Origin of the sequence: Neisseria sp. HMSC067H09, from assembly GCF_001814135.1 — a bacterium.
In the GTDB taxonomy this organism is placed as follows: Bacteria; Pseudomonadota; Gammaproteobacteria; order Burkholderiales; family Neisseriaceae; genus Neisseria.
Map to the genome: position 1 here is coordinate 140,052 of NZ_KV814894.1, position 17,564 is coordinate 157,615.

The following is a 17,564-nucleotide window of genomic DNA, read 5'->3' on the forward strand; positions in this document are numbered from 1 at the left end:
ACAAAATGAAACCCAAATATGCTCCGCTTTTCCAATCTTTCACACTCAACAACGGCGTAACCGTCAAAAACCGCCTCGCCGTTGCGCCCATGACCCATTTCGGTTCGCACGCCGATGGTTTAATCAGTGACCAAGAACGCACGTTTCTCGGCAATCGCGCAGGTGATATAGGTCTCTTTATCTCCGCCGCCACTTTGGTTCAAGAAGGCGGCAAAGCCTTTCGCGGACAGCCCGAAGCTACGGGTGAAAACTGCCTCGACAGCCTGAAAGAAACCGCCCAAATCATTCAAAAACAAGGTGCAAAAGCGATTTTGCAAATCCATCACGGCGGCTCCCAAGCGATGGTAGAACTCAACCACCGCGACAAAATCAGTGCGTCCGCCAGCGAAAAGGATGGAGCGCGTGAAGCGAGTGCCGCAGAAGTGGAAGAACTCATCGCCTCCTTCGCCCAAGCTGCCGATTTGGCACTTCGCGCAGGCTTTGACGGTGTGGAAATCCACGGCGCGAACGGCTATTTAATCCAACAGTTTTACTCCGCCCAAAGTAATCGCCGTAACGACCAATGGGGCGGCAGCTTGGAAAACAGAATGCGCTTCCCACTCGCCGTCGTCGATGCCGTTGCCGCAGTTCGTGAAAAACACCAACGCAACGACTTCATTATCGGCTACCGTTTCTCGCCCGAAGAAGCAGGCGAAGACGGGTTGACCATGACCGAAACCGGCGCACTGATTGACGCCTTGGTGCAAAAGCCGCTGCAATATCTGCACGTTTCCTTATGGGAATTCGACAAGAAAATCCGACGCGGCGGCGATACGGCGCAAACCCGTATGCAGTTTATCCACGACCGTATCAACGGCAAGCTGCCTCTTATCGGCGTGGGCAACCTGTTTACCGCTGATCAAATTTTGGCGGCGTTTGAAACCGGCTGGGCGGAATTTATCGCACTGGGCAAAACCGTCATGATCAATCCGCACATCGCCACACAAATCAGCGAAGGCCGCGAAGCCGAAATCGAAACGCAACTCGACCCGACGCGCGCCGACCATTACGGTTTGCCCGACATCCTGTGGGAATTTTCCGCCAGCGGTACCCAATCTTGGCTGCCGCCGGTAATGTTTGTTTGAACAATTCAGCCGCCTACCCATTTTTTGAGCGGGGTAGGGGATGAAATTACCGTTATAGCTAAAGAGGTCGTCTGAAAAACGTTTTCAGACGACCTCTTTCTTGTCCGACAAAATGCTATGTTTTTCAGTTACAATACGCGCTTACTATAATGATCGACAGTTTGAAGAGACGCGATGAAAGAACATAAGGCCCGGAAACGCTTCGGGCAGAATTTTTTGCAGGACACGCGCATTATTGCCGATATTGTCAACGCAGTGCGTCCGCAGGCGGATGATGTGGTGATTGAGATCGGGCCGGGCTTGGCGGCGATTACCGAGCCTTTGGCGAAGAAACTGAACTGCCTGCACGTTATCGAAATCGACCGCGACATCGTACGTCGTCTGAAAACGCTGCCGTTTGCGGATAAGCTCGTGATTCATGAAGGCGATGTATTGCAGTTTGATTTCAACAGCATCGCGGGCAAAAAGAAAATCGTCGGCAATCTGCCGTACAACATTTCCACGCCGCTTTTGTTCAAGCTGGCGGAAGTGGCGGACGATGTCATCGATATGCACTTTATGCTGCAAAAAGAAGTGGTCGAACGCATGGTTGCCGAGCCGAAAAGCAACGACTACGGCCGCTTGGGCGTGATGCTGCAATATTTTTTCGATATGGAACTGCTGATTGACGTGCCGCCCGAATCGTTCGACCCAGCGCCGAAAGTGGATTCGGCGGTGGTGCGCATGATTCCGGTGAAACACCGCATCGGCAAGGCGGACGATTTCGAGCATTTCGCCAAACTGGTGAAACTCGCCTTCCACCAACGCCGCAAAACCATACGCAACAATCTGAAAGAGCTTGCCTGTGACGAGGATTTGCAGGCAGTCGGCATCAGCCCGCAAGACCGCGCCGAACATATCGCGCCGGAGAAATATGTGGAACTGAGCAATTATCTCGTCCGTAAGGTCGTCTGAAAAAATGAGGGGATGGAATGCTTAAAAAATATCTTTGGGGCGGGGTAGTCATATTCATTGCAGGTACGGTGTTTGCCTCAGGCGGTATCGGTGGGAAGAAAGGTGATTTGCTGAGGAAGGCAAAGGCTGGTGATGCAGATGCACAATATATGCTGGCAGAGCAGTTGGAAATGACCACTGACCCTGTGAATCTCAAGAAGAGTGAGTTTTACTATTGGCTCAAGAAAGCTGCAAAAAACGGCAATGGTCAGGCACAGGATTTACTCCATGATATTGATGCCGAATATGATAGAAAGGCTTTGGAAGACGAACTTGCACCTAACGGTTCGCAAAAATTGATGGATGAAGTCGCCAAGCTGGAAAGGCAGAAACGGAAAAATTATCCGTTAATCAAGGAAAAATTGTTTAAAGCGGGGACGTTGGGAAATTTTTCAGCTCTGGTGAAAACCGCATGGCTATTTGGAAATCAGGATGCTGCGCGGGAATATGGCGTGCCTTTCCATCCTTTGAAAGCCTGTATTTTGTCGGTATATACCAATAATCGTTATGGTGATCTGAATAAGGATGCAATGGATGTATTGTGCAGCGGTATTTACTATGAACACAATGCGAAAAAAATAGATGGCTATGTTAAACGTATCGAAGATAAACCAGCCAAAATCTGGTCAATTTTAGAGAATGTAAAATAAACATGATTAAATTCAAAAATGTACATAAACATTTCAAAGACCTGCACGTCATCAACGGCGTCAATCTGGAAGTGAAGCAGGGTGAAGTGGTGGTGGTTTGCGGACCTTCGGGCAGCGGCAAATCGACGCTCATCCGTACCGTCAACCAGCTTGAAAGCATTGAGAGCGGCGAGATTTGGGTGGATGGTATCAATGTTGCCGATCCGCAAACGGATTTGAACAAGGTGCGTGAGGAAGTGGGTTTTGTGTTTCAAGGCTTCAATCTGTATCCGCATCTGACCGTATTGGAAAACATCATCCTGTCGCCGATGAAGGTGAAAAAACAAAGCCGCGAACAGGCTGAGGAAAAGGCGATGGAGCTGTTGGAACGCGTGGGTTTGGCGCATAAAAAAGACGCTTTCCCCAGCCAGCTTTCCGGCGGTCAGCAGCAGCGCGTGGCGATTGCGCGCGGGTTAGCGATGGAGCCACGCGTGATGCTGTTTGACGAACCGACTTCCGCGCTCGACCCGGAAATGGTCGGCGAGGTGTTGAAAGTGATGCAGGACTTGGCGGAAAGCGGCATGACCATGATGTGTGTTACGCATGAAATGGGCTTTGCGCGCGAAGTGGCAGACCGCATTATTTTCGTGGATAAAGGGCAGATTTTGGAAAACGAAACGCCTGAAGAGTTTTTTACCAATCCGAAACACGAACGCGCCAAACAGTTCTTGCAGCAAGTAATGACGCATTAACAGTTTGCCAAAAGGTCGTCTGAAAGACAGATTTGGGCTTTCAGACGACCTTTGGTGAATGCAACTGACATCTCTAAAGACAAGACAATAAAACAATGAAAATGACAGACATTCTTCATAGGTATTATGGTGACTTTGATCTGATAAAGGAAAAATGGAATGAAGACTATGAAAGCATTTTGATTAAGACAAAGTATGATCAAAAATATAAAAGATGTCGTTTGGCAAAGAAAACACCCAAAAAAGAAGGCTACTTTACAGTCTTTTGGAAAAAAGACCAAGAGAACAAAAATATCCCTTATACCGATGAGGACTTGGGCGATGAACTGATTATTGTCGTGATAGACGGCTGTCATTGCGGTTTATTTATAATTCCCAAAGAGGTGGCTATCAGTAAAAAAATTCTCTCTACAAAGGATTGTAAAGGAAAGATGTCCATGCGATTTTATCCACCCTGGTGCACAAATTTAAATAAAACAGCCCAGAAAACACAAAGATGGCAAATGGATTATTTTAGAATAGATATAGACGGTAAAGAGACTATCTCCGATTTTGCCGTAGCAAAGGAAAACCATGTATTTTGTTGACCGTACCGCCGTCGTGCTTAAGCCGACCGCCCGTTTTTTGGAATGGCTGAAATCCGCCGATGAAAATATGCCTGACCTGACCATCGAGCAAATCCGTGCCAACTGCTCCGTATTCCTCGTGCCGCAGTTTGACGAGCCGGAAGCCGTGATTGCCTATTTTGACGAACGCTACCAACAGATTTTCGAGGCGGAGTTGGCAGGCTGGGACATCGATAAAAGCAAGTGGCCGCAAGACATGAGCCTGAAGGCGTTTTGGGAATTTTTCGATACCGAAATCCACGATATGGTTTTGGACATGGAAGAGGCGGAATTGAGCATTACGCCTGTGTTTGACAATATGATGTAGGGTGATGCGCGCTTTTCAGACGACCTTGAAGCCGTCCCGTTCTTTAAAAGTCTTGTCCGTTTTGTTGCATTTGTCCGCAGTGGCCGTATGCCTGATATGGTTTTACGGCTGGATGATGTGGTTCGGGCTGGCGGCGTTGGCGGGCAGTTTTGTCCACGCTTGGCGCGTAGTGAATTTGCGGACGGCGGGTGCGGTAAAGAAAATCGCCATCGACCGCCATGCGCGCGCTTGTGTATTTTGCGGAGACGGAGAAGGGCAGGGCGCAGTGTTGGACGGTGCGACCATGCTGACCCCTTACGCTTTGTTTTTGCAGTGGAACGCCGACGGCAAAACGATACGGCAATGCGTCACGCCCGATATGGCGGATAAGGAATCTTACCGTCGTCTGAAAGTTTGGGCGCGCTGGTGTCAGGTTCAGGATGCCGGGCATCCGCTTTAATTCGGTAAAGCGGTTTTCCGCCTTGTCCTTGTCAAATTAAACCCAATATAAAAATAGTCCACACAAGCAGCAGTAACCGTCCCCATTATTCCGAAGCGACGGTTTCAGACGACCTTTTGAAAAACGAAACACACATGAAAACATTACAAGACTGGCTCTCGCATTTGGAAACCGCCCACAGCGGCGGCTTAATCGACATGGGCTTGGAACGCACGGGCGAAGTGAAAAAACGCATGAAGCTCGAGCCGCAATGCCCTGTCGTCGTTGTTGCGGGAACAAACGGGAAAGGTTCGGTCTGCGCCTACCTGACGCAGATTTACAAACAGGCAGGCTTCAAAGTCGGTACGCTGACCAGCCCGCATTTATTGCGTTACAACGAACGCATCGCCGTCAACGCCGAGCCGGTTTCAGACGACCTCATCACCGCTTCCTTCGAGCGCATCGAAGCGGCGCGCGGCGAAATATCGCTGACTTATTTTGAATTCAATGCCTTGGCGGCGGTCGATATCTTCATACGCGAACAAGTCGATGTGATGATATTGGAAGTCGGCTTGGGCGGACGTTTGGACGCGGTCAATGTGTTCGACTGCGATTGCGCGGTGGTTACCAGCGTGGATTTGGACCATCAGGCGTTTTTGGGCGATACGGTCGAGCAGGTCGGCTTTGAAAAAGCAGGCGTGTTCCGCAGCGGCAAACCCGCAATCTGCGGGCAAAACCCCGCACCCGAATCGTTGGTCGCACACGCCGAAGCCATAGGCGCGAAACTGTTGATGGTGCAGCGCGATTTCGATTTCGCCTCATTGGAAAACATCCAATGGAACTACCGCTTCCATCCGCAGCATTCAGACGACCCCGCGCGCAACCGCAATTCCCTGCCGTTCCCCGCATTGCGCGGCGCATACCAGCTTTCCAACGCAGCCTGCGCGTTGACCGTGTTGGAATGTTTGAACGAAAAATTGCCGGTGGACATCGGCGCCATCAAGCGCGGTTTGCTGCTGGTTGAAAACCCCGGACGCTTCCAAGTTCTGCCCGGCCGTCCGCTGACCGTTTTGGATGTCGGACACAACCCCCACGCCGCCCGCGCCTTACGCCGCAGCCTGATTAATTTGGCGTTTGCGCAAAAACGCACCGCCGTGTTCAGCATGCTGTCCGACAAAGACATAGACGGCGTGTTGGAAATCGTTAAAGACCAGTTTGACGAGTGGTATATCGCGCCTTTGGACGTGCCTCGCGGTATGACCGCGGAAGCCTTGCAGGCGAAACTGGAAGCACAAAATATCGAAAATATACAAACTTTTACCTCCGTTCGCGAGGCGTACCGCGCAGCTTTGGCTAAGGCGGGCGAAAATGATAGAATCGTTGTTTTCGGCTCATTTCATACCGTTGCCGACGTGATGGCGGCGTTGTAAAAGGAAATCTCCATGTCTGACAATAAGCAAAATGAAGTTCTGACCGGTTACGAACAGCTCAAACGCCGCAACCGCCGCCGCTTGGTTATGGCATCGGGGTTGGTGGCGGCATCGACCGTTTTATTGGGCGTCGCCCTGTCAACCGGACCGGAAAACAAGCCAGAAGAAGAAAACGCCCAAACTACAACCATCCAACAGAATAATGCCAACGCAGAACCTGCCAACCTGGCGGATGCGACCGTGTTGGAACCCTCTACCAAAGAAGATTTGGAAGCAGCGGCGGAAGCGGCCAAAAATGCCGATGCCGAAGTAGCGGACAAACCGCAGGAAACCACTGCGCCGGAGCAAACTGCGCAAGCCGAGCCGCAACCTGATGCGCCACCAGCCGCGCCCGAAGATGTAGGCCCGCCTTTGGTGTTGATTAACGATACCTTGTCAGACAGCGACATCAAAGGTTTGGAAGAGTCTGAGAAAATCCAAAAAGCCGAAGCCGCCAAACGCGAAGCAGCCGAGCGACGCGCGGAAGAGCGCCGCCGTAACCGTGAAGAGCAGCGTAAAGCGCAGCAGCTTCAAGCCCAAGAAGCAGCAGAACGCGAAGCCAATGCCGCAGCGCGTAAACGTGCGCTTCAAGCTGCAAAAGCCGAGAAGGCCGAGCGTGCCGCCGCAGCCGAACGCAACAAGCTGGCACAGTTGGAAAAAGCCGAGAAAGCCGTTGTCGAACGTAAGGCATTAAAAGCCAAAGAAGAAGCGGCGGCAAAACACAAAGCGGCAGCGGAAAAAGCCAAAGAAGCCGTCACAGCATCCGCATCCGAACCTAAAGAAAGAATTCGGGTAGATGCTTCCAAATACGAAAAAATCGAAACGGCCGGCAAAAAAGCTTCCGCGGTAAGGGAAGCCGAAGCGAAAGTTGCCAAAGCCAAAGCCGAGCAGACCGCCAAGGCAGAGAAAACCGCTACTGCCGAAAGGTCGTCTGAAAAGGCAAAAACCAAAACCGCCGAAGTCAAATCAGGTAAAAAAGCCGCCATTCAGGCAGGTTATGCTGAAAAAGAACGCGCCTTGAGCCTGCAACGCAAAATGAAAGCGGCAGGTATCGACTCAACCATTACTGAAGTGATGACGGATAAAGGCAAGGTTTACCGTGTCAAATCAGGCGCATACAAAAACGCCTACGACGCCGAACGCGACTTGAACAAACTGCGCGTACACGGCATTGCCGGACAGGTAACCAATGAATGATATTCCGTTAGCCGACATACTCGCCTTCGGCGTGATCGCGGCGTGTATCGTGATGTCGATGATACGCGGCGTCATTGCCGAAGCGGGTTCGCTGTTTGCGTGGGTGATTTCCTTTTTGTTGGCTAAAACATTTGCCGTACCGTTTTCGGAAGTGGCGTTCAAATCGATTCAACCGCGCGCCTTGGGCGTTGCCATTTCGTTTGTCGTGATTTTCTTTTTGGCGCGTTTTTTACAGCAGTTTTTGCGCACCATACTGACCAACGCAGCGTCATCGATGGGCTTGGGCAGCGTCAACAGAGTATTGGGCGGCGTGTTCGGTGCAGCCAAAGGCGTGTTGCTGGTCACTTTGGCGGTCATGGTCTGCGCCCACACCGATTTGCCGGAAACGGAAGATTGGCAAAGCTCGTACAGCATTCCTTATTTCCAATCATTGTCTGAAGTCATCATGCCTTATCTGCCCGGTCAGAAGGAAAAGGCGGAAGATAAGGCGGAATCGTAAATCCACCGGTTTCAGACGACCCCAATTACATCGAAGGTCGTCTGAAACTGGTTTTTATTGGGATATATTGTTGTATAGAGAGTTAAGTTTAAACACCTGCACAGCTTTACTTTACTCTGGTTTGAAAAGAATAATTTTTTATTGAGTTATCAGGGTAATAAGTGAAATAGTTTTATACATTTTGCTGTCGGCAACCTCATTGCCTTGCTCTGATTTAAGTTTAACCCAATATTTTTTAGATCAAATTTCTGCGAAGATCCGTTATAAGAATTGCAAAATAAAAATCCCCACTGAAAAGTGGGGATTTTGCTTTGCAATTCTTTTGCTTAACCTTTACGGGCAGGCAATTTTTCTTTAATACGGGCAGCTTTACCGGTCAGGCCGCGCAGGTAGTACAGTTTGGCGCGACGGACGTCACCGCGGCGTTTTACTTCGATTTTTTCTACGGTAGGGGAGTAGAGTTGGAAGGTACGCTCAACGCCTTCGCCGCTGGAAATTTTGCGGACGATGAAGTTGCTGTTCAAGCCGCGGTTACGACGGGCGATAACAACGCCTTCGTAAGCTTGCAGACGGCTGCGTGAACCCTCTACTACGCGTACGGAAACGACTACGGTGTCGCCCGGTGCGAATTCGGGGATTTCTTTGTTCAGGCGAGCGATTTCTTCTTGCTCTAATTGTTGGATCAGGTTCATTGTTTTTCCTAAATTATGATTGGATTTCCTGTTGCTCTTGCAAGATTTCTTTTAAGAGGCGGGATTCCTTTGGGATTAAACTGCGCTTTTCCAGCAGGTCTGGTCTGCGCTCCAGGGTGCGCCGCAGCGATTGTTTCAACCGCCATTCGGCTATCAAGCCATGATTGCCCGAACGCAATACGTCAGGGACGGTCATGCCTTGGAATTCTAAAGGTTTGGTGTAATGGGGGCAGTCTAATAGGTCGTCTGAAAACGAATCCTGCTCGGCTGACTGTATGTCGCCCAATACGCCGGGTATCAGTCTGAGTACGGCATCCATCAGCATCATGGCGGGTAGCTCTCCGCCGGAAACGACAAAGTCGCCTATGCTGATTTCTTCATCTACGCTGCTTTGCAGCAGGCGTTCGTCAATTCCTTCGTATCGTCCGCAAAGCAGTATGAGATGCGGAGATTTTGCAAGTTCTACGGCTTTTTTGTGGGTCAGCGGTTGACCTTGCGGACTAAGGTAGATGACTTTTGCAGGCGCTGAAGATGTTTGTTTGGCTTCTTCTATCGCTGCTTGCAGCGGCGGCGCCATCATAATCATTCCCGGACCTCCGCCAAAGGGGCGGTCGTCAATATAGCCGAGTTTGTTGTCGGCGAATTTGCGGGGATTGATGGCTTGGAATTGCCAAAGGTTTTGTTTTTTTGCGCGACCGGTTACGCCGTATTCGGTAATGCTGTCGAACATTTCGGGGAAGATGGTGATGGCTTGTATCAACATCAGTAGTCTAAGCCCCAGTCGGCGGTAATGGTTTTGCCTTCGGTATCGACGGCCTCGATGTAGTTGGATACGAACGGGATCAGGATTTGGCCATGTTCCCCATTAATCATCAAAACATCGTTGGCGCCGGTTTCCATCAGGTTTGTGACTTTGCCGAGCACGATATTGTCTTTGTTGACAACGGTCATGCCGACTAAATCTGCCCAATAATATTCGTCTTCCTCGGTAGGGGCGAATTCTTCTCGGGGAATTTCGATGGTATAGCCACGCAGGGCAAAAGCCTGATCGCGATCATCTATGCCTTCGAATTTAACCTGAAGCTCTCCGCTGACGATTTTGCCGGCTTCGAGTGTAACGTTCAGGGTTTTACCGTCTTTGCTTAACTGCCACTCAGGGTAGTCCAGGAGGCTGTCGGCGTATTCTGTATTGGCGGCTATTTTGAGCCAGCCTTTGATGCCGAATACGCCTTTGATGTAGCCCATGGCTACCCGTTGTCGAGTGTCGGTCATAGCAAGATTAGCCGGTGATTAAGCAGCAGCTTTTTGTTCTTTGATCAGTTTTGCAACTGCGTCGCTTACTTGTGCGCCTTGGGCGATCCAGTGGTTCAGGCGGTCGGCTTGGAGGCGTACGCGCTCTTGTTTTTCATTGGCGACAGGGTTGTAGAAGCCAACGCGCTCGATGAAGCGGCCGTCGCGGCGGTTGTGGGAGTCGGCAACGACTACGTGGAAGAAGGGACGGTGTTTAGAACCACCGCGAGCCAAACGGATAACTACCATTTTGAGTCCTTTTGAGAAAATCGGATAGATAAGAAACCGCTAATTTTAGGATATTTTGCGTTGTTCATGCAAGTTTTTATTTGTTTTTGTTGCTGTTTTGCGGAGTGGTCAGGTTGAGGCGTGCTTGGCACAAAGTGTTGTCTTCTTCTGAAGGGGTGATGGTAAAGCCTGATTTTTCAGCAAGTTTAAGCATAGGGGTGTTGGATTTGAGTATTTGGGCACTCATGACGCGGTAGCCTTGTTGTGTTGCCGATTGGATAATCAGCTTCATCATTTCTGCTGCTAACCCTTTGCCGCGCACGTTTTCAGCAAGCGTGATGCCGAATTCGCATTCGTTGCGGTTGATGCGGCTGAAGCGGCTGACGGCGACGATGAGGTCGTCTGAATTGCGTGCCGTCCATGCGGCTTCGCTGTGGTAGTCGAGTTTGCTGAAGCGCGCGAGGGTGGGGATGGGCAATTCGTTGGTGTGGGTCATGAAGCGGGTGTAGCGCGCTTGCGGAGACAGGCTGCGGACGAATTGCTGCTTGGCTTCCGCGTCTTCGGGGGCGAAGGGGCGGATGGTTACGGTTTCGCCGTTTTTGAGGGTAAACGTGGCAGGATGCTCGGTCGGGTAGGGGGCGAGCACGTTTTGGATGGGGGCTTCGCTTTCGGTTTTGGCGCCCAAAAGTTCAGCGGCGGCTTCGCCGGTGTTGCGGAGGAACTCGGCGGCAGTCGGATTTTTGCTGCGCAGGTATTCCGCTGCGGTCTGTACTTTGGCGGCGGCCTGCTCGAGCTTGAGGGTGGCTATATTGGTTGGTTTGTTTTTCGGGGAAGGACGTTCGTCAGCATGCAAGACAAAGTCGCTGCTGTATTGGTCGCCGTTGAGGTTGAGCAGGATTTCGCCGATGTATTGCTGCCGTTGGCTGAGTGTGTTTAGGGTGTGCAGGAGCTGGTTGAGGGTGTGTGCGTTGTCGAGTTGGGCGAAACGGGCGATGTGTTCGCTGTCCAGCGTAGAAAACGGCGGGAGCGCGGCGGTGGTTCTGCCTTGATGGCATACAGTCAGGATGTCGCCATAGGCGGTATGGCGTTGGAAACGGAATTGCACGGCGTTATGCACGGTGTGTTGATAAGCCGGCAGACACAGGGCTTCGGCAAGCAGGGGTAGGTCTTTTGAGGCGAGGGCTTTGGTAATGTTTCTTGCCTGCGGGGTTTTCAGACGACCTTTTTTTGGCGTGGCGATGCGTAGCTGCTCTTTTTGCAGTTGGTCGGCAATGTTGCGGAACGATACGGCTTGCAGGGCTTGTTCGGGACGGTCGAAATGCAGGAGGTCGTCTGAAAAGCGGCTGCTGACAAGCAGGGGTTTGGTAGTGTGTTTCGCCAGCATGCTCAGGGTGCGGGTCAGATTTTTTTCGTCAGGACTGTCGGTCGGGGCAACGATGGCGAGCAGGGCTTCGGTATGGGTATTTTGAAGGTGTTGGCTGGCGATGCTGTGGTAATGGGCGGGTGTGGGTGTGCTGCCGATGTAGCCTTGGCGGATGTGCGGCTGCTTGGTGGGGAATTGGAGTTTTAGGTTTTGGGGCGCACAGGTTTCCAGCCACTCGGTAGGGGTGTCGGACAGGATGTCGATGCTGTTCAGAGGGGGAAGATCGGATAAACGCGCGTGCAGGGCAGCTTCGAGTTCGCTGCTGCTGAATGTGGCGAGGAAGTTGCAATGGCGAGCAAGGCAGCGTAACACGGCTTTTTCGGTGTCGTCCGAACGGTGGGTAACGTGGAGGATAAGCGGGGTGTGGCGGGTGAAATGGCGGATGGCGCTGAACAGGTTGCGCTGGTTTTCGGCTGGGTTATGCTCGATAACGGCAACTTTGGTGTGGCGGTTGTGGCCGAAACGGTTGAGCCAGTCGGCAGAAGTGGTGGGACTGAGCGGATAGTTGAGGCTGATGTGGCGTGAAATGCCCTGTCCCATTTTTTGCAGCATGAGGTTGATTTCGCTGCTGACGGAGGCGTGTCCGGTCAGAAGGGCGGTGTAGCCTGCCGGATGGTCGGGTTGGGAACTGATGTTGAGGCTTTGCGATGGAAGCTGCACGCCCGCGGGGCTGCACACGCTGATGTTGAGCTCGTCGCCGTGGTGTTTTTTGATGGCTGCTTCGGCAGTGTGCCATTCGTCGTCGGACAGGCTTTCCCAGTCTTGGATGAGGATGATGTGGCCGAACTGTTTTTTGCGGCAGGATTTGAACAGGGCGTCGTAGCTGTCGGGCGGCGTTACGGCGATGACGAGGTCGGCGCTGCCGGGGATTTTGTTGAGGTTGGTGTAGGAGGTGAGTCCGGCAACCGTGCGGTGGCGGAGGTTGACGGGTGTAATTTGACCTTGAAACGGTGCGCTCAGGAGGTTGCTCAGGATGCGTTCGCCCAAGCTATATGGGCGTTCGCTCGCGCCCACGAGAATGATGTGGTTGGGCATGAAGAAGTAGCCGGACATGGATTGGGCGGACATGGTGCCTCCTTTTCGGTGTGTGGACGCTGCGTTTCAGACGACCTTTCGGGGGGGGGAAGGGGTATGTGATGAGTGAATGGGATTGGGCGTTCGTCGTTGGTTTTGTTATCAATGGATAGTATGTTTCGCTGCTCGGTATAGCGGAACATACGCACTTTAAATGATTTAATTATTCACTTACATTATATATGACAAATGGTATAAAAGGTCGTCTGAAAGGTGGGAACGTAAGGGTTTGTTCTTTTCAGACGACCTTTTATAGGCTTGGGGTGTGACAATTTGTTTATAGTGGATTAACTTTAAACCGGTACGGCGTTGCCTCGCCTTAGCTCAAAGAGAACGATTCTCTAAGGTGCTGAGGCACCAAGTGAATCGGTTCCGTACTATATGTACTGTCTGCGGCTTCGTCGGTCTTGTCCTGATTTAAATTTAATCCACTATACAAACCCCGATGGGCAATATTCATGGTCAAGAGTTTTTAGGATGCGGCTTTTCCGTTTTGCCGTTCACTTTCTTTTTGGGCAGGATAAAGTGCATTTTCAAACCATTCGGCTTGATGTTTTCAGCCATGATTTTGCCGTTGTGCTGCTCCATGATGTGTTGGGTCAGGGCAAGGCCTAAGCCGGTACCGGGTTTGCTGGCGCTGGAGTCGGCACGGTAAAAGGCGGTGAAAATGTGCGGCAGTTGCATTTCGTCCACGCCGGGGCCGTTGTCGGTAACGTCCACAATCCAATGCTTGCTGTCTTGTCCGATATTGACGCGGATGGTGCTGCCTTCGGGGCTGTAATTGATGGCGTTGCGGATAACGTTGTCAAACGCGCGGTACAAATAGCCTTCGTTGGCGCAGACCGTGGCATTTTCGGGGATTCTGGGTTCGACCGAAAAGGTAACGGTTTGTTTGTTCTGCTGGGCGATGCTTTGGTTGTCTTCCACGATGTTCTTCAGGAAGGGGACGAGCTTCAGGCTTTCTTTTTCCAGCGGGATATTGGATGTTTCCAAACGGGAAAGCGTCAGCAATTCGCCAACCAAGGTATCCATGCGGGTCAATTCGCCTTCCAGCCTTTTCAGATATTGTTCCTGCTTTTGCGGCTGCGCCTGAATCAGTCCGACAATCGCCTGCATGCGCGCCAAGGGCGAGCGCATTTCGTGGGAGACGTGGTGCAGCAGGTGGCGTTCTTTGGCAACGAGTTTTTCCAGTTTTTCCGCCATTTTGTCGAACTGGATGGCAAGGTGGGACAATTCGTCGTCGCGGTCGTCCACTTGCTGCGAAATACGGGTTTCAAGTTCGCCGTTTGCCACCCTGTCCATACCGCTGCCCAAGATTTTGATGGGCTTGGTAATGTTGCTGGCGAGGATATACGCCATCAGCAGACCGACGACGATGATGAAGGAGAGGATGATGAATTCGTGCCAAATCGGGGCGAGCGGCAGACCAGGGATAAAGAGCGGGCTGGGCAGGCGTTGCGCCTGATGGCTGTCCCAGCCTTTGATAAAGAAGAGGTATTCTTCGCCGAAACGGTCGTATTCGATGTGCGCCAAATCGGAATTGGGATTATTGATGGCAAACACGCGGGCGCGTTCGATGGTGTGGTTGTCGATGTTGCGGTCGAGGATGTCTTTTTTCTCGTCGCCCAAAATGACGTAAACGGAATTGGAAACGGGGCTGTCTTCCCATTCCGCCAAAATTTCGCGCGCACCGCTGTCCCCGCGCGCCCTAAAGGCGGAGAGAATGCTGTTCATCAAAGTGGTTTCGATGGTGCGGCGTTGGTTGAATTGGTTTTCGGCAAGGGTATTTTGCACCAGCCAAAAAGAAAAACTCGCCACAAAGATTGCGCAGACGATGACTGCGCAAAATGTGGCGAAGATGCGTTGAAACAGTTTCATTGATCTGTTTTATCTTTAGTTTTTAACAAACAGGTAGCCCAAGCCCCGTACGGTCTGAATCAGCGAGGCATCGCCCAGTTTGTGGCGGATGCTGGAGATGTGGACGTCGATGCTGCGGTCGAATTTTGCCAGTTTGCGGTCAAGCGCTTCGATGGACAAAGTTTCTTTGCTGACGACTTGTCCGGCATGGCGCATCAGGACTTCGAGCAGGTTGAACTCGGTGCTGGTCAGTTCGAGCGGAGTGTCTTTGATGGTCGCCTGACGTTTGGCAGGGTACAGGACGACGTCGCTGACGGAAATGCTGTTTGGCGCGTTGTTCGGCTCGCCGCTTTGTTGCGCACGGCGCAGGATGGCGTTGATGCGTGCCAACAGTTCGCGCGGGGTGCAAGGTTTCGGAACATAGTCATCCGCACCCATTTCCAATCCGATGATGCGGTCGATGTCATCGCCTTTGGCGGTCAGCATGATGATGGGAACGGTGCTTTGGGAGCGGACGTTTTTCAATACGTCCAAGCCGTTCATTTTCGGCATCATGGAGTCTAATACGACGACATCGTACTGGCCGGTCAGGATTTCGTGTACACCGGCTTCGCCGTCCGGAACACTGTGGACGTTCAGTCCTTCGGCGGTAAGGTATTCGGTGAGCAATTCAGTCAGCAAAGCGTCGTCATCTACGAGTAATACGCGACTCATGGGATTTCCTTTTCGTGATTGTATGCGCTGCGCAAACCCGAAATAAACGGGTGCGGCGGATAGTAATGGCTAATCTTAACACGCATTTTGAGTTTTTTGATAGCTTGTTTTCCTATGCTTTTGCGCTTTTTTGCATTGCAGGGACGCTGTCTTTACATTTTCAGACGACCCCTGTACCAAATCTCCAAAATATACGCCGGATACGCGTCAAACGGACGGCAAAATGATGCCGGTAAAGGCTGTGTTCGAGAAAGAACGGGGGATTCTATAGTGGATTAACTTTAAACCAGTACGGCGTTGCCTCGCCTTGCCGTACTATCTGTACTGTCTGCGGTTTCGTCGTCTTGTCCTGATTTAAAGTTAATCCACTATAAAACAGGTCGTCTGAAAACGTATTCAGGCTTTCAGACGACCTGTTTGATGTTAGAATGATTGCTTATATCTATGAATGAATCACCAAGGGGCTTGTCGATATGTCCTTATCCATTGACGAACAGCTTTTGCCGCACCGCAATGCCATCGATGAAATCGATGCCGAGATTTTGCGCCTGTTGAACGAGCGCGCAGGCCATGCGCACGCCATCGGCGAATTGAAAGGAACGGGCGCAGTGTACCGTCCCGAGCGCGAAGTCGCGGTATTGAGGCGGATTCAGAGTTTGAACCAAGGCCCGCTGCCTGACGAATCCATCGCAAGGCTGTTTCGCGAAGTGATGAGCGAATGCTTAGCGTTGGAGCGTCCACTGACGATTGCCTACCTCGGCCCGCAGGGAACGTTTACCCAGCAGGCAGCCATCAAACATTTCGGCCATGCCGCCCATACCGCCGCATTTCAAACCATAGACCAGTGTTTCCGCCAAGTTGAAACGCGGCAGGCAGATTATTTGGTCGCGCCGGTTGAAAACTCGACCGAAGGCTCGGTCGGCCGCACCTTAGACTTATTGGCAGTAACCGCATTGAAAGCCTGCGGCGAAGTCATTGTCCGCATCCATCATAACCTCTTGCGTAAAGGCACGCACGAATTGGGCGGCATCACAAAAGTCATCGCACACGCCCAAGCGCTGGCGCAATGCAACGACTGGCTCGGACGCAACCTGCCCAACGCCGAACGCATCGCCGTTTCCAGCAACGGAGAGGCGGCAAGGCTGGTGGCAGAATCAGACGACCCCAGTATCGCCGCCATCGCAGGGCGTACCGCAGCCGATATTTATCATTTGAACTATGTCGCCGAGTGTATCGAAGACGAGCCGAACAACACTACGCGCTTCTTGGTCATGGGGCATCAAGATACAGGCAGCAGCGGCAAAGACAAAACCTCGCTGGCAGTCTCCGCCCCCAACCGCGCCGGCGCCGTCGCCGCGCTGTTGCAGCCGTTTACCGAATCGGGTATTTCAATGACCAAGTTCGAAAGCCGCCCGAGCAAATCCGCGCTGTGGGAATACCTGTTCTTCATCGACATCGAAGGACATCAAAACGACGAAAAAGTCCAAAACGCACTGCGGCTCTTGAGCGAACGCGCATCGTTTGTCAAAGTCATCGGTTCCTATCCGGCAGCCGTTTTGTGATGTAGAAGGAATGAAGAAGGTCGTCTGAAAACTGAGATACGGGTTTTCAGACGACCTTTTTTACGCCTTTAACTTGTAGCATCTTCAGTCAGTCCATTGGGCAGCCCACTCTTTCAATAAACGGTGGCGTTTTTCAAATGTCCGACGCAAAGTCGGCAATCCGATTAGCCGGTCAACCGTTTTTCCCAGCCCGAAAGTAAATTCCACCGTATCCGTCACGCAGGTACGCCCTCCGGAAAATCTGAATTCATGCGTATGGCGGAAGGAGCGGTAAATCCCTTTCAGCATCAGGTCGGTAAACGATTGGTTCGGCTCAAGCGAAATGATTTCGGCACGATGCCGCAACCAAATCCCGCAAACTCTGTATTTGAAATCCAAAATATCCCCACGCTCCCAGTATTCCTTTTCCGATAACCATTTCACGTGAAACGGAAACTGACGGGCAAATCCGTGTCGGGAAGTGCAGTAGCGGAATATCGGTTCGAGCGGCGCCTCTAGCCAGACGCTGCGGGTAAAAGTCTGCATGATATTGACCGTTGTGGGTAAAGATGGGGATATTGATAAGAGTGGTGCGGTTGGTATCAGTTCATGATTACTTTGAACGGAGTGGTTTGGTATTGATAATGGAATAAAGGTCGTCTGAAAATTTTCAGACGACCTTTAGGGGTAAGAAACTAACAGTTTAGTTGAGTTGATCTTCTGGGTGTTGC

At 51.6% G+C, this 17,564-nt stretch carries 19 protein-coding genes; 11 read left to right on the plus strand and 8 right to left on the minus strand.

Translation table 11 applies throughout. From position 1 onward, the window contains the following. Positions 1–5: 5 nt before the first annotated feature. The 10 genes from HMPREF2954_RS04495 to HMPREF2954_RS04540 all read left to right on the plus strand — a co-directional run bounded on the left by HMPREF2954_RS04495 (position 6) and on the right by HMPREF2954_RS04540 (position 8,014). On the plus strand, positions 6–1,124 hold the full coding sequence (locus tag HMPREF2954_RS04495; RefSeq protein WP_003758160.1) for an NADH-dependent flavin oxidoreductase: 1,119 nt from the start codon (positions 6–8) through the stop codon (positions 1,122–1,124). A gap of 174 nt (positions 1,125–1,298) precedes the next feature. After that, entirely contained in the window at positions 1,299–2,078 is a 780-nt protein-coding gene (gene rsmA, locus HMPREF2954_RS04500; RefSeq protein WP_045074733.1) for a 16S rRNA (adenine(1518)-N(6)/adenine(1519)-N(6))-dimethyltransferase RsmA, read from the plus strand. 17 nt (positions 2,079–2,095) lie between these two features. Continuing rightward, positions 2,096–2,767 carry an SEL1-like repeat protein gene (locus tag HMPREF2954_RS04505; protein ID WP_052673345.1) on the plus strand — a complete coding sequence of 224 codons (672 nt, stop codon included), beginning with the start codon at positions 2,096–2,098 and terminating at the stop codon, positions 2,765–2,767. A 2-nt stretch (positions 2,768–2,769) separates the two neighbouring features. Beyond that, positions 2,770–3,498: an amino acid ABC transporter ATP-binding protein gene (locus HMPREF2954_RS04510; protein ID WP_003740819.1), complete on the plus strand. Its 729-nt coding sequence runs from the start codon at positions 2,770–2,772 to the stop codon at positions 3,496–3,498. Between the two features lie 95 nt (positions 3,499–3,593). Beyond that, positions 3,594–4,085 carry a MepB family protein gene (locus HMPREF2954_RS04515; protein ID WP_045074736.1) on the plus strand — a complete coding sequence of 164 codons (492 nt, stop codon included), beginning with the start codon at positions 3,594–3,596 and terminating at the stop codon, positions 4,083–4,085. Next, entirely contained in the window at positions 4,072–4,431 is a 360-nt protein-coding gene (locus HMPREF2954_RS04520) for a hypothetical protein (protein WP_003761526.1), read from the plus strand. Before HMPREF2954_RS04515 ends, HMPREF2954_RS04520 begins: the two co-directional genes overlap by 14 nt. A 4-nt stretch (positions 4,432–4,435) precedes the next feature. Further along, positions 4,436–4,870 carry a protein YgfX gene (locus HMPREF2954_RS04525; protein WP_045074739.1) on the plus strand — a complete coding sequence of 145 codons (435 nt, stop codon included), beginning with the start codon at positions 4,436–4,438 and terminating at the stop codon, positions 4,868–4,870. Positions 4,871–5,004: 134 nt separating this feature from the next. Continuing rightward, complete coding sequence (gene folC, locus HMPREF2954_RS04530) at positions 5,005–6,279, plus strand: bifunctional tetrahydrofolate synthase/dihydrofolate synthase (RefSeq protein WP_045074742.1); 1,275 nt, start codon at positions 5,005–5,007, stop codon at positions 6,277–6,279. Between the two features lie 12 nt (positions 6,280–6,291). Then, positions 6,292–7,515 carry an SPOR domain-containing protein gene (locus HMPREF2954_RS04535; RefSeq protein ID WP_045074745.1) on the plus strand — a complete coding sequence of 408 codons (1,224 nt, stop codon included), beginning with the start codon at positions 6,292–6,294 and terminating at the stop codon, positions 7,513–7,515. Further along, positions 7,508–8,014 carry a CvpA family protein gene (locus HMPREF2954_RS04540; protein WP_009312743.1) on the plus strand — a complete coding sequence of 169 codons (507 nt, stop codon included), beginning with the start codon at positions 7,508–7,510 and terminating at the stop codon, positions 8,012–8,014. The genes HMPREF2954_RS04535 and HMPREF2954_RS04540 overlap by 8 nt, the downstream gene beginning before the upstream one ends. Before the next feature lie 326 nt (positions 8,015–8,340). On the opposite strand, the gene rplS is transcribed toward HMPREF2954_RS04540, so the two are convergent. The 7 genes from rplS to misR all read right to left on the minus strand — a co-directional run bounded on the left by rplS (position 8,341) and on the right by misR (position 15,292). Further along, positions 8,341–8,706, minus strand: a complete 366-nt coding sequence (rplS, locus tag HMPREF2954_RS04545) for a 50S ribosomal protein L19 (RefSeq protein WP_003679470.1) — start codon at positions 8,704–8,706, stop codon at positions 8,341–8,343. Positions 8,707–8,719: 13 nt separating this feature from the next. Continuing rightward, positions 8,720–9,469 (minus strand): tRNA (guanosine(37)-N1)-methyltransferase TrmD, encoded by a 750-nt coding sequence (gene trmD / locus HMPREF2954_RS04550; RefSeq protein ID WP_003740829.1) that lies wholly within the window; start codon positions 9,467–9,469, stop codon positions 8,720–8,722. Further along, positions 9,469–9,978, minus strand: coding sequence for a ribosome maturation factor RimM (gene rimM, locus HMPREF2954_RS04555; protein WP_045074750.1), 510 nt, complete (start codon positions 9,976–9,978; stop codon positions 9,469–9,471). The genes trmD and rimM overlap by 1 nt, the downstream gene beginning before the upstream one ends. 18 nt (positions 9,979–9,996) lie before the next feature. Further along, positions 9,997–10,245: a 30S ribosomal protein S16 gene (gene rpsP, locus HMPREF2954_RS04560; RefSeq protein WP_003740833.1), complete on the minus strand. Its 249-nt coding sequence runs from the start codon at positions 10,243–10,245 to the stop codon at positions 9,997–9,999. Between the two features lie 76 nt (positions 10,246–10,321). Continuing rightward, positions 10,322–12,715, minus strand: coding sequence for a bifunctional acetate--CoA ligase family protein/GNAT family N-acetyltransferase (locus tag HMPREF2954_RS04565; protein WP_045074753.1), 2,394 nt, complete (start codon positions 12,713–12,715; stop codon positions 10,322–10,324). 468 nt (positions 12,716–13,183) lie between these two features. Further along, entirely contained in the window at positions 13,184–14,599 is a 1,416-nt protein-coding gene (locus HMPREF2954_RS04570) for a HAMP domain-containing sensor histidine kinase (RefSeq protein WP_070689020.1), read from the minus strand. Between the two features lie 15 nt (positions 14,600–14,614). Further along, entirely contained in the window at positions 14,615–15,292 is a 678-nt protein-coding gene (misR, locus tag HMPREF2954_RS04575) for a two-component system response regulator MisR (RefSeq protein ID WP_003740839.1), read from the minus strand. A gap of 473 nt (positions 15,293–15,765) precedes the next feature. Between misR and pheA the strand changes: the two genes are divergently transcribed. Then, positions 15,766–16,854 (plus strand): prephenate dehydratase, encoded by a 1,089-nt coding sequence (gene pheA, locus HMPREF2954_RS04580; RefSeq protein ID WP_049225724.1) that lies wholly within the window; start codon positions 15,766–15,768, stop codon positions 16,852–16,854. Between the two features lie 84 nt (positions 16,855–16,938). Here the strand turns inward: pheA and HMPREF2954_RS04585 are convergent, their stop codons facing one another. After that, on the minus strand, positions 16,939–17,379 hold the full coding sequence (locus HMPREF2954_RS04585; protein WP_045074762.1) for an SRPBCC family protein: 441 nt from the start codon (positions 17,377–17,379) through the stop codon (positions 16,939–16,941). Between the last annotated feature and the right edge of the window lie 185 nt (positions 17,380–17,564).

Bases quoted from the DNA above. Each gene is read 5' to 3' on its own strand.
- rplS (WP_003679470.1), bottom strand. From the start codon at position 8,706: ATGAACCTGATCCAACAATTAGAGCAAGAAGAAATCGCTCGCCTGAAC.
- pheA (WP_049225724.1), top strand. From the start codon at position 15,766: ATGTCCTTATCCATTGACGAACAGCTTTTGCCGCACCGCAATGCCATC.
- rpsP (WP_003740833.1), bottom strand. From the start codon at position 10,245: ATGGTAGTTATCCGTTTGGCTCGCGGTGGTTCTAAACACCGTCCCTTC.
- HMPREF2954_RS04495 (WP_003758160.1), top strand. From the start codon at position 6: ATGAAACCCAAATATGCTCCGCTTTTCCAATCTTTCACACTCAACAAC.
- HMPREF2954_RS04585 (WP_045074762.1), bottom strand. From the start codon at position 17,379: ATGCAGACTTTTACCCGCAGCGTCTGGCTAGAGGCGCCGCTCGAACCG.
- HMPREF2954_RS04540 (WP_009312743.1), top strand. From the start codon at position 7,508: ATGAATGATATTCCGTTAGCCGACATACTCGCCTTCGGCGTGATCGCG.
- trmD (WP_003740829.1), bottom strand. From the start codon at position 9,469: ATGTTGATACAAGCCATCACCATCTTCCCCGAAATGTTCGACAGCATT.
- misR (WP_003740839.1), bottom strand. From the start codon at position 15,292: ATGAGTCGCGTATTACTCGTAGATGACGACGCTTTGCTGACTGAATTG.
- HMPREF2954_RS04505 (WP_052673345.1), top strand. From the start codon at position 2,096: ATGCTTAAAAAATATCTTTGGGGCGGGGTAGTCATATTCATTGCAGGT.
- HMPREF2954_RS04515 (WP_045074736.1), top strand. From the start codon at position 3,594: ATGAAAATGACAGACATTCTTCATAGGTATTATGGTGACTTTGATCTG.
- HMPREF2954_RS04510 (WP_003740819.1), top strand. From the start codon at position 2,770: ATGATTAAATTCAAAAATGTACATAAACATTTCAAAGACCTGCACGTC.
- HMPREF2954_RS04565 (WP_045074753.1), bottom strand. From the start codon at position 12,715: ATGTCCGCCCAATCCATGTCCGGCTACTTCTTCATGCCCAACCACATC.
- HMPREF2954_RS04520 (WP_003761526.1), top strand. From the start codon at position 4,072: ATGTATTTTGTTGACCGTACCGCCGTCGTGCTTAAGCCGACCGCCCGT.
- rimM (WP_045074750.1), bottom strand. From the start codon at position 9,978: ATGACCGACACTCGACAACGGGTAGCCATGGGCTACATCAAAGGCGTA.
- rsmA (WP_045074733.1), top strand. From the start codon at position 1,299: ATGAAAGAACATAAGGCCCGGAAACGCTTCGGGCAGAATTTTTTGCAG.
- HMPREF2954_RS04525 (WP_045074739.1), top strand. From the start codon at position 4,436: ATGCGCGCTTTTCAGACGACCTTGAAGCCGTCCCGTTCTTTAAAAGTC.
- folC (WP_045074742.1), top strand. From the start codon at position 5,005: ATGAAAACATTACAAGACTGGCTCTCGCATTTGGAAACCGCCCACAGC.
- HMPREF2954_RS04570 (WP_070689020.1), bottom strand. From the start codon at position 14,599: ATGAAACTGTTTCAACGCATCTTCGCCACATTTTGCGCAGTCATCGTC.
- HMPREF2954_RS04535 (WP_045074745.1), top strand. From the start codon at position 6,292: ATGTCTGACAATAAGCAAAATGAAGTTCTGACCGGTTACGAACAGCTC.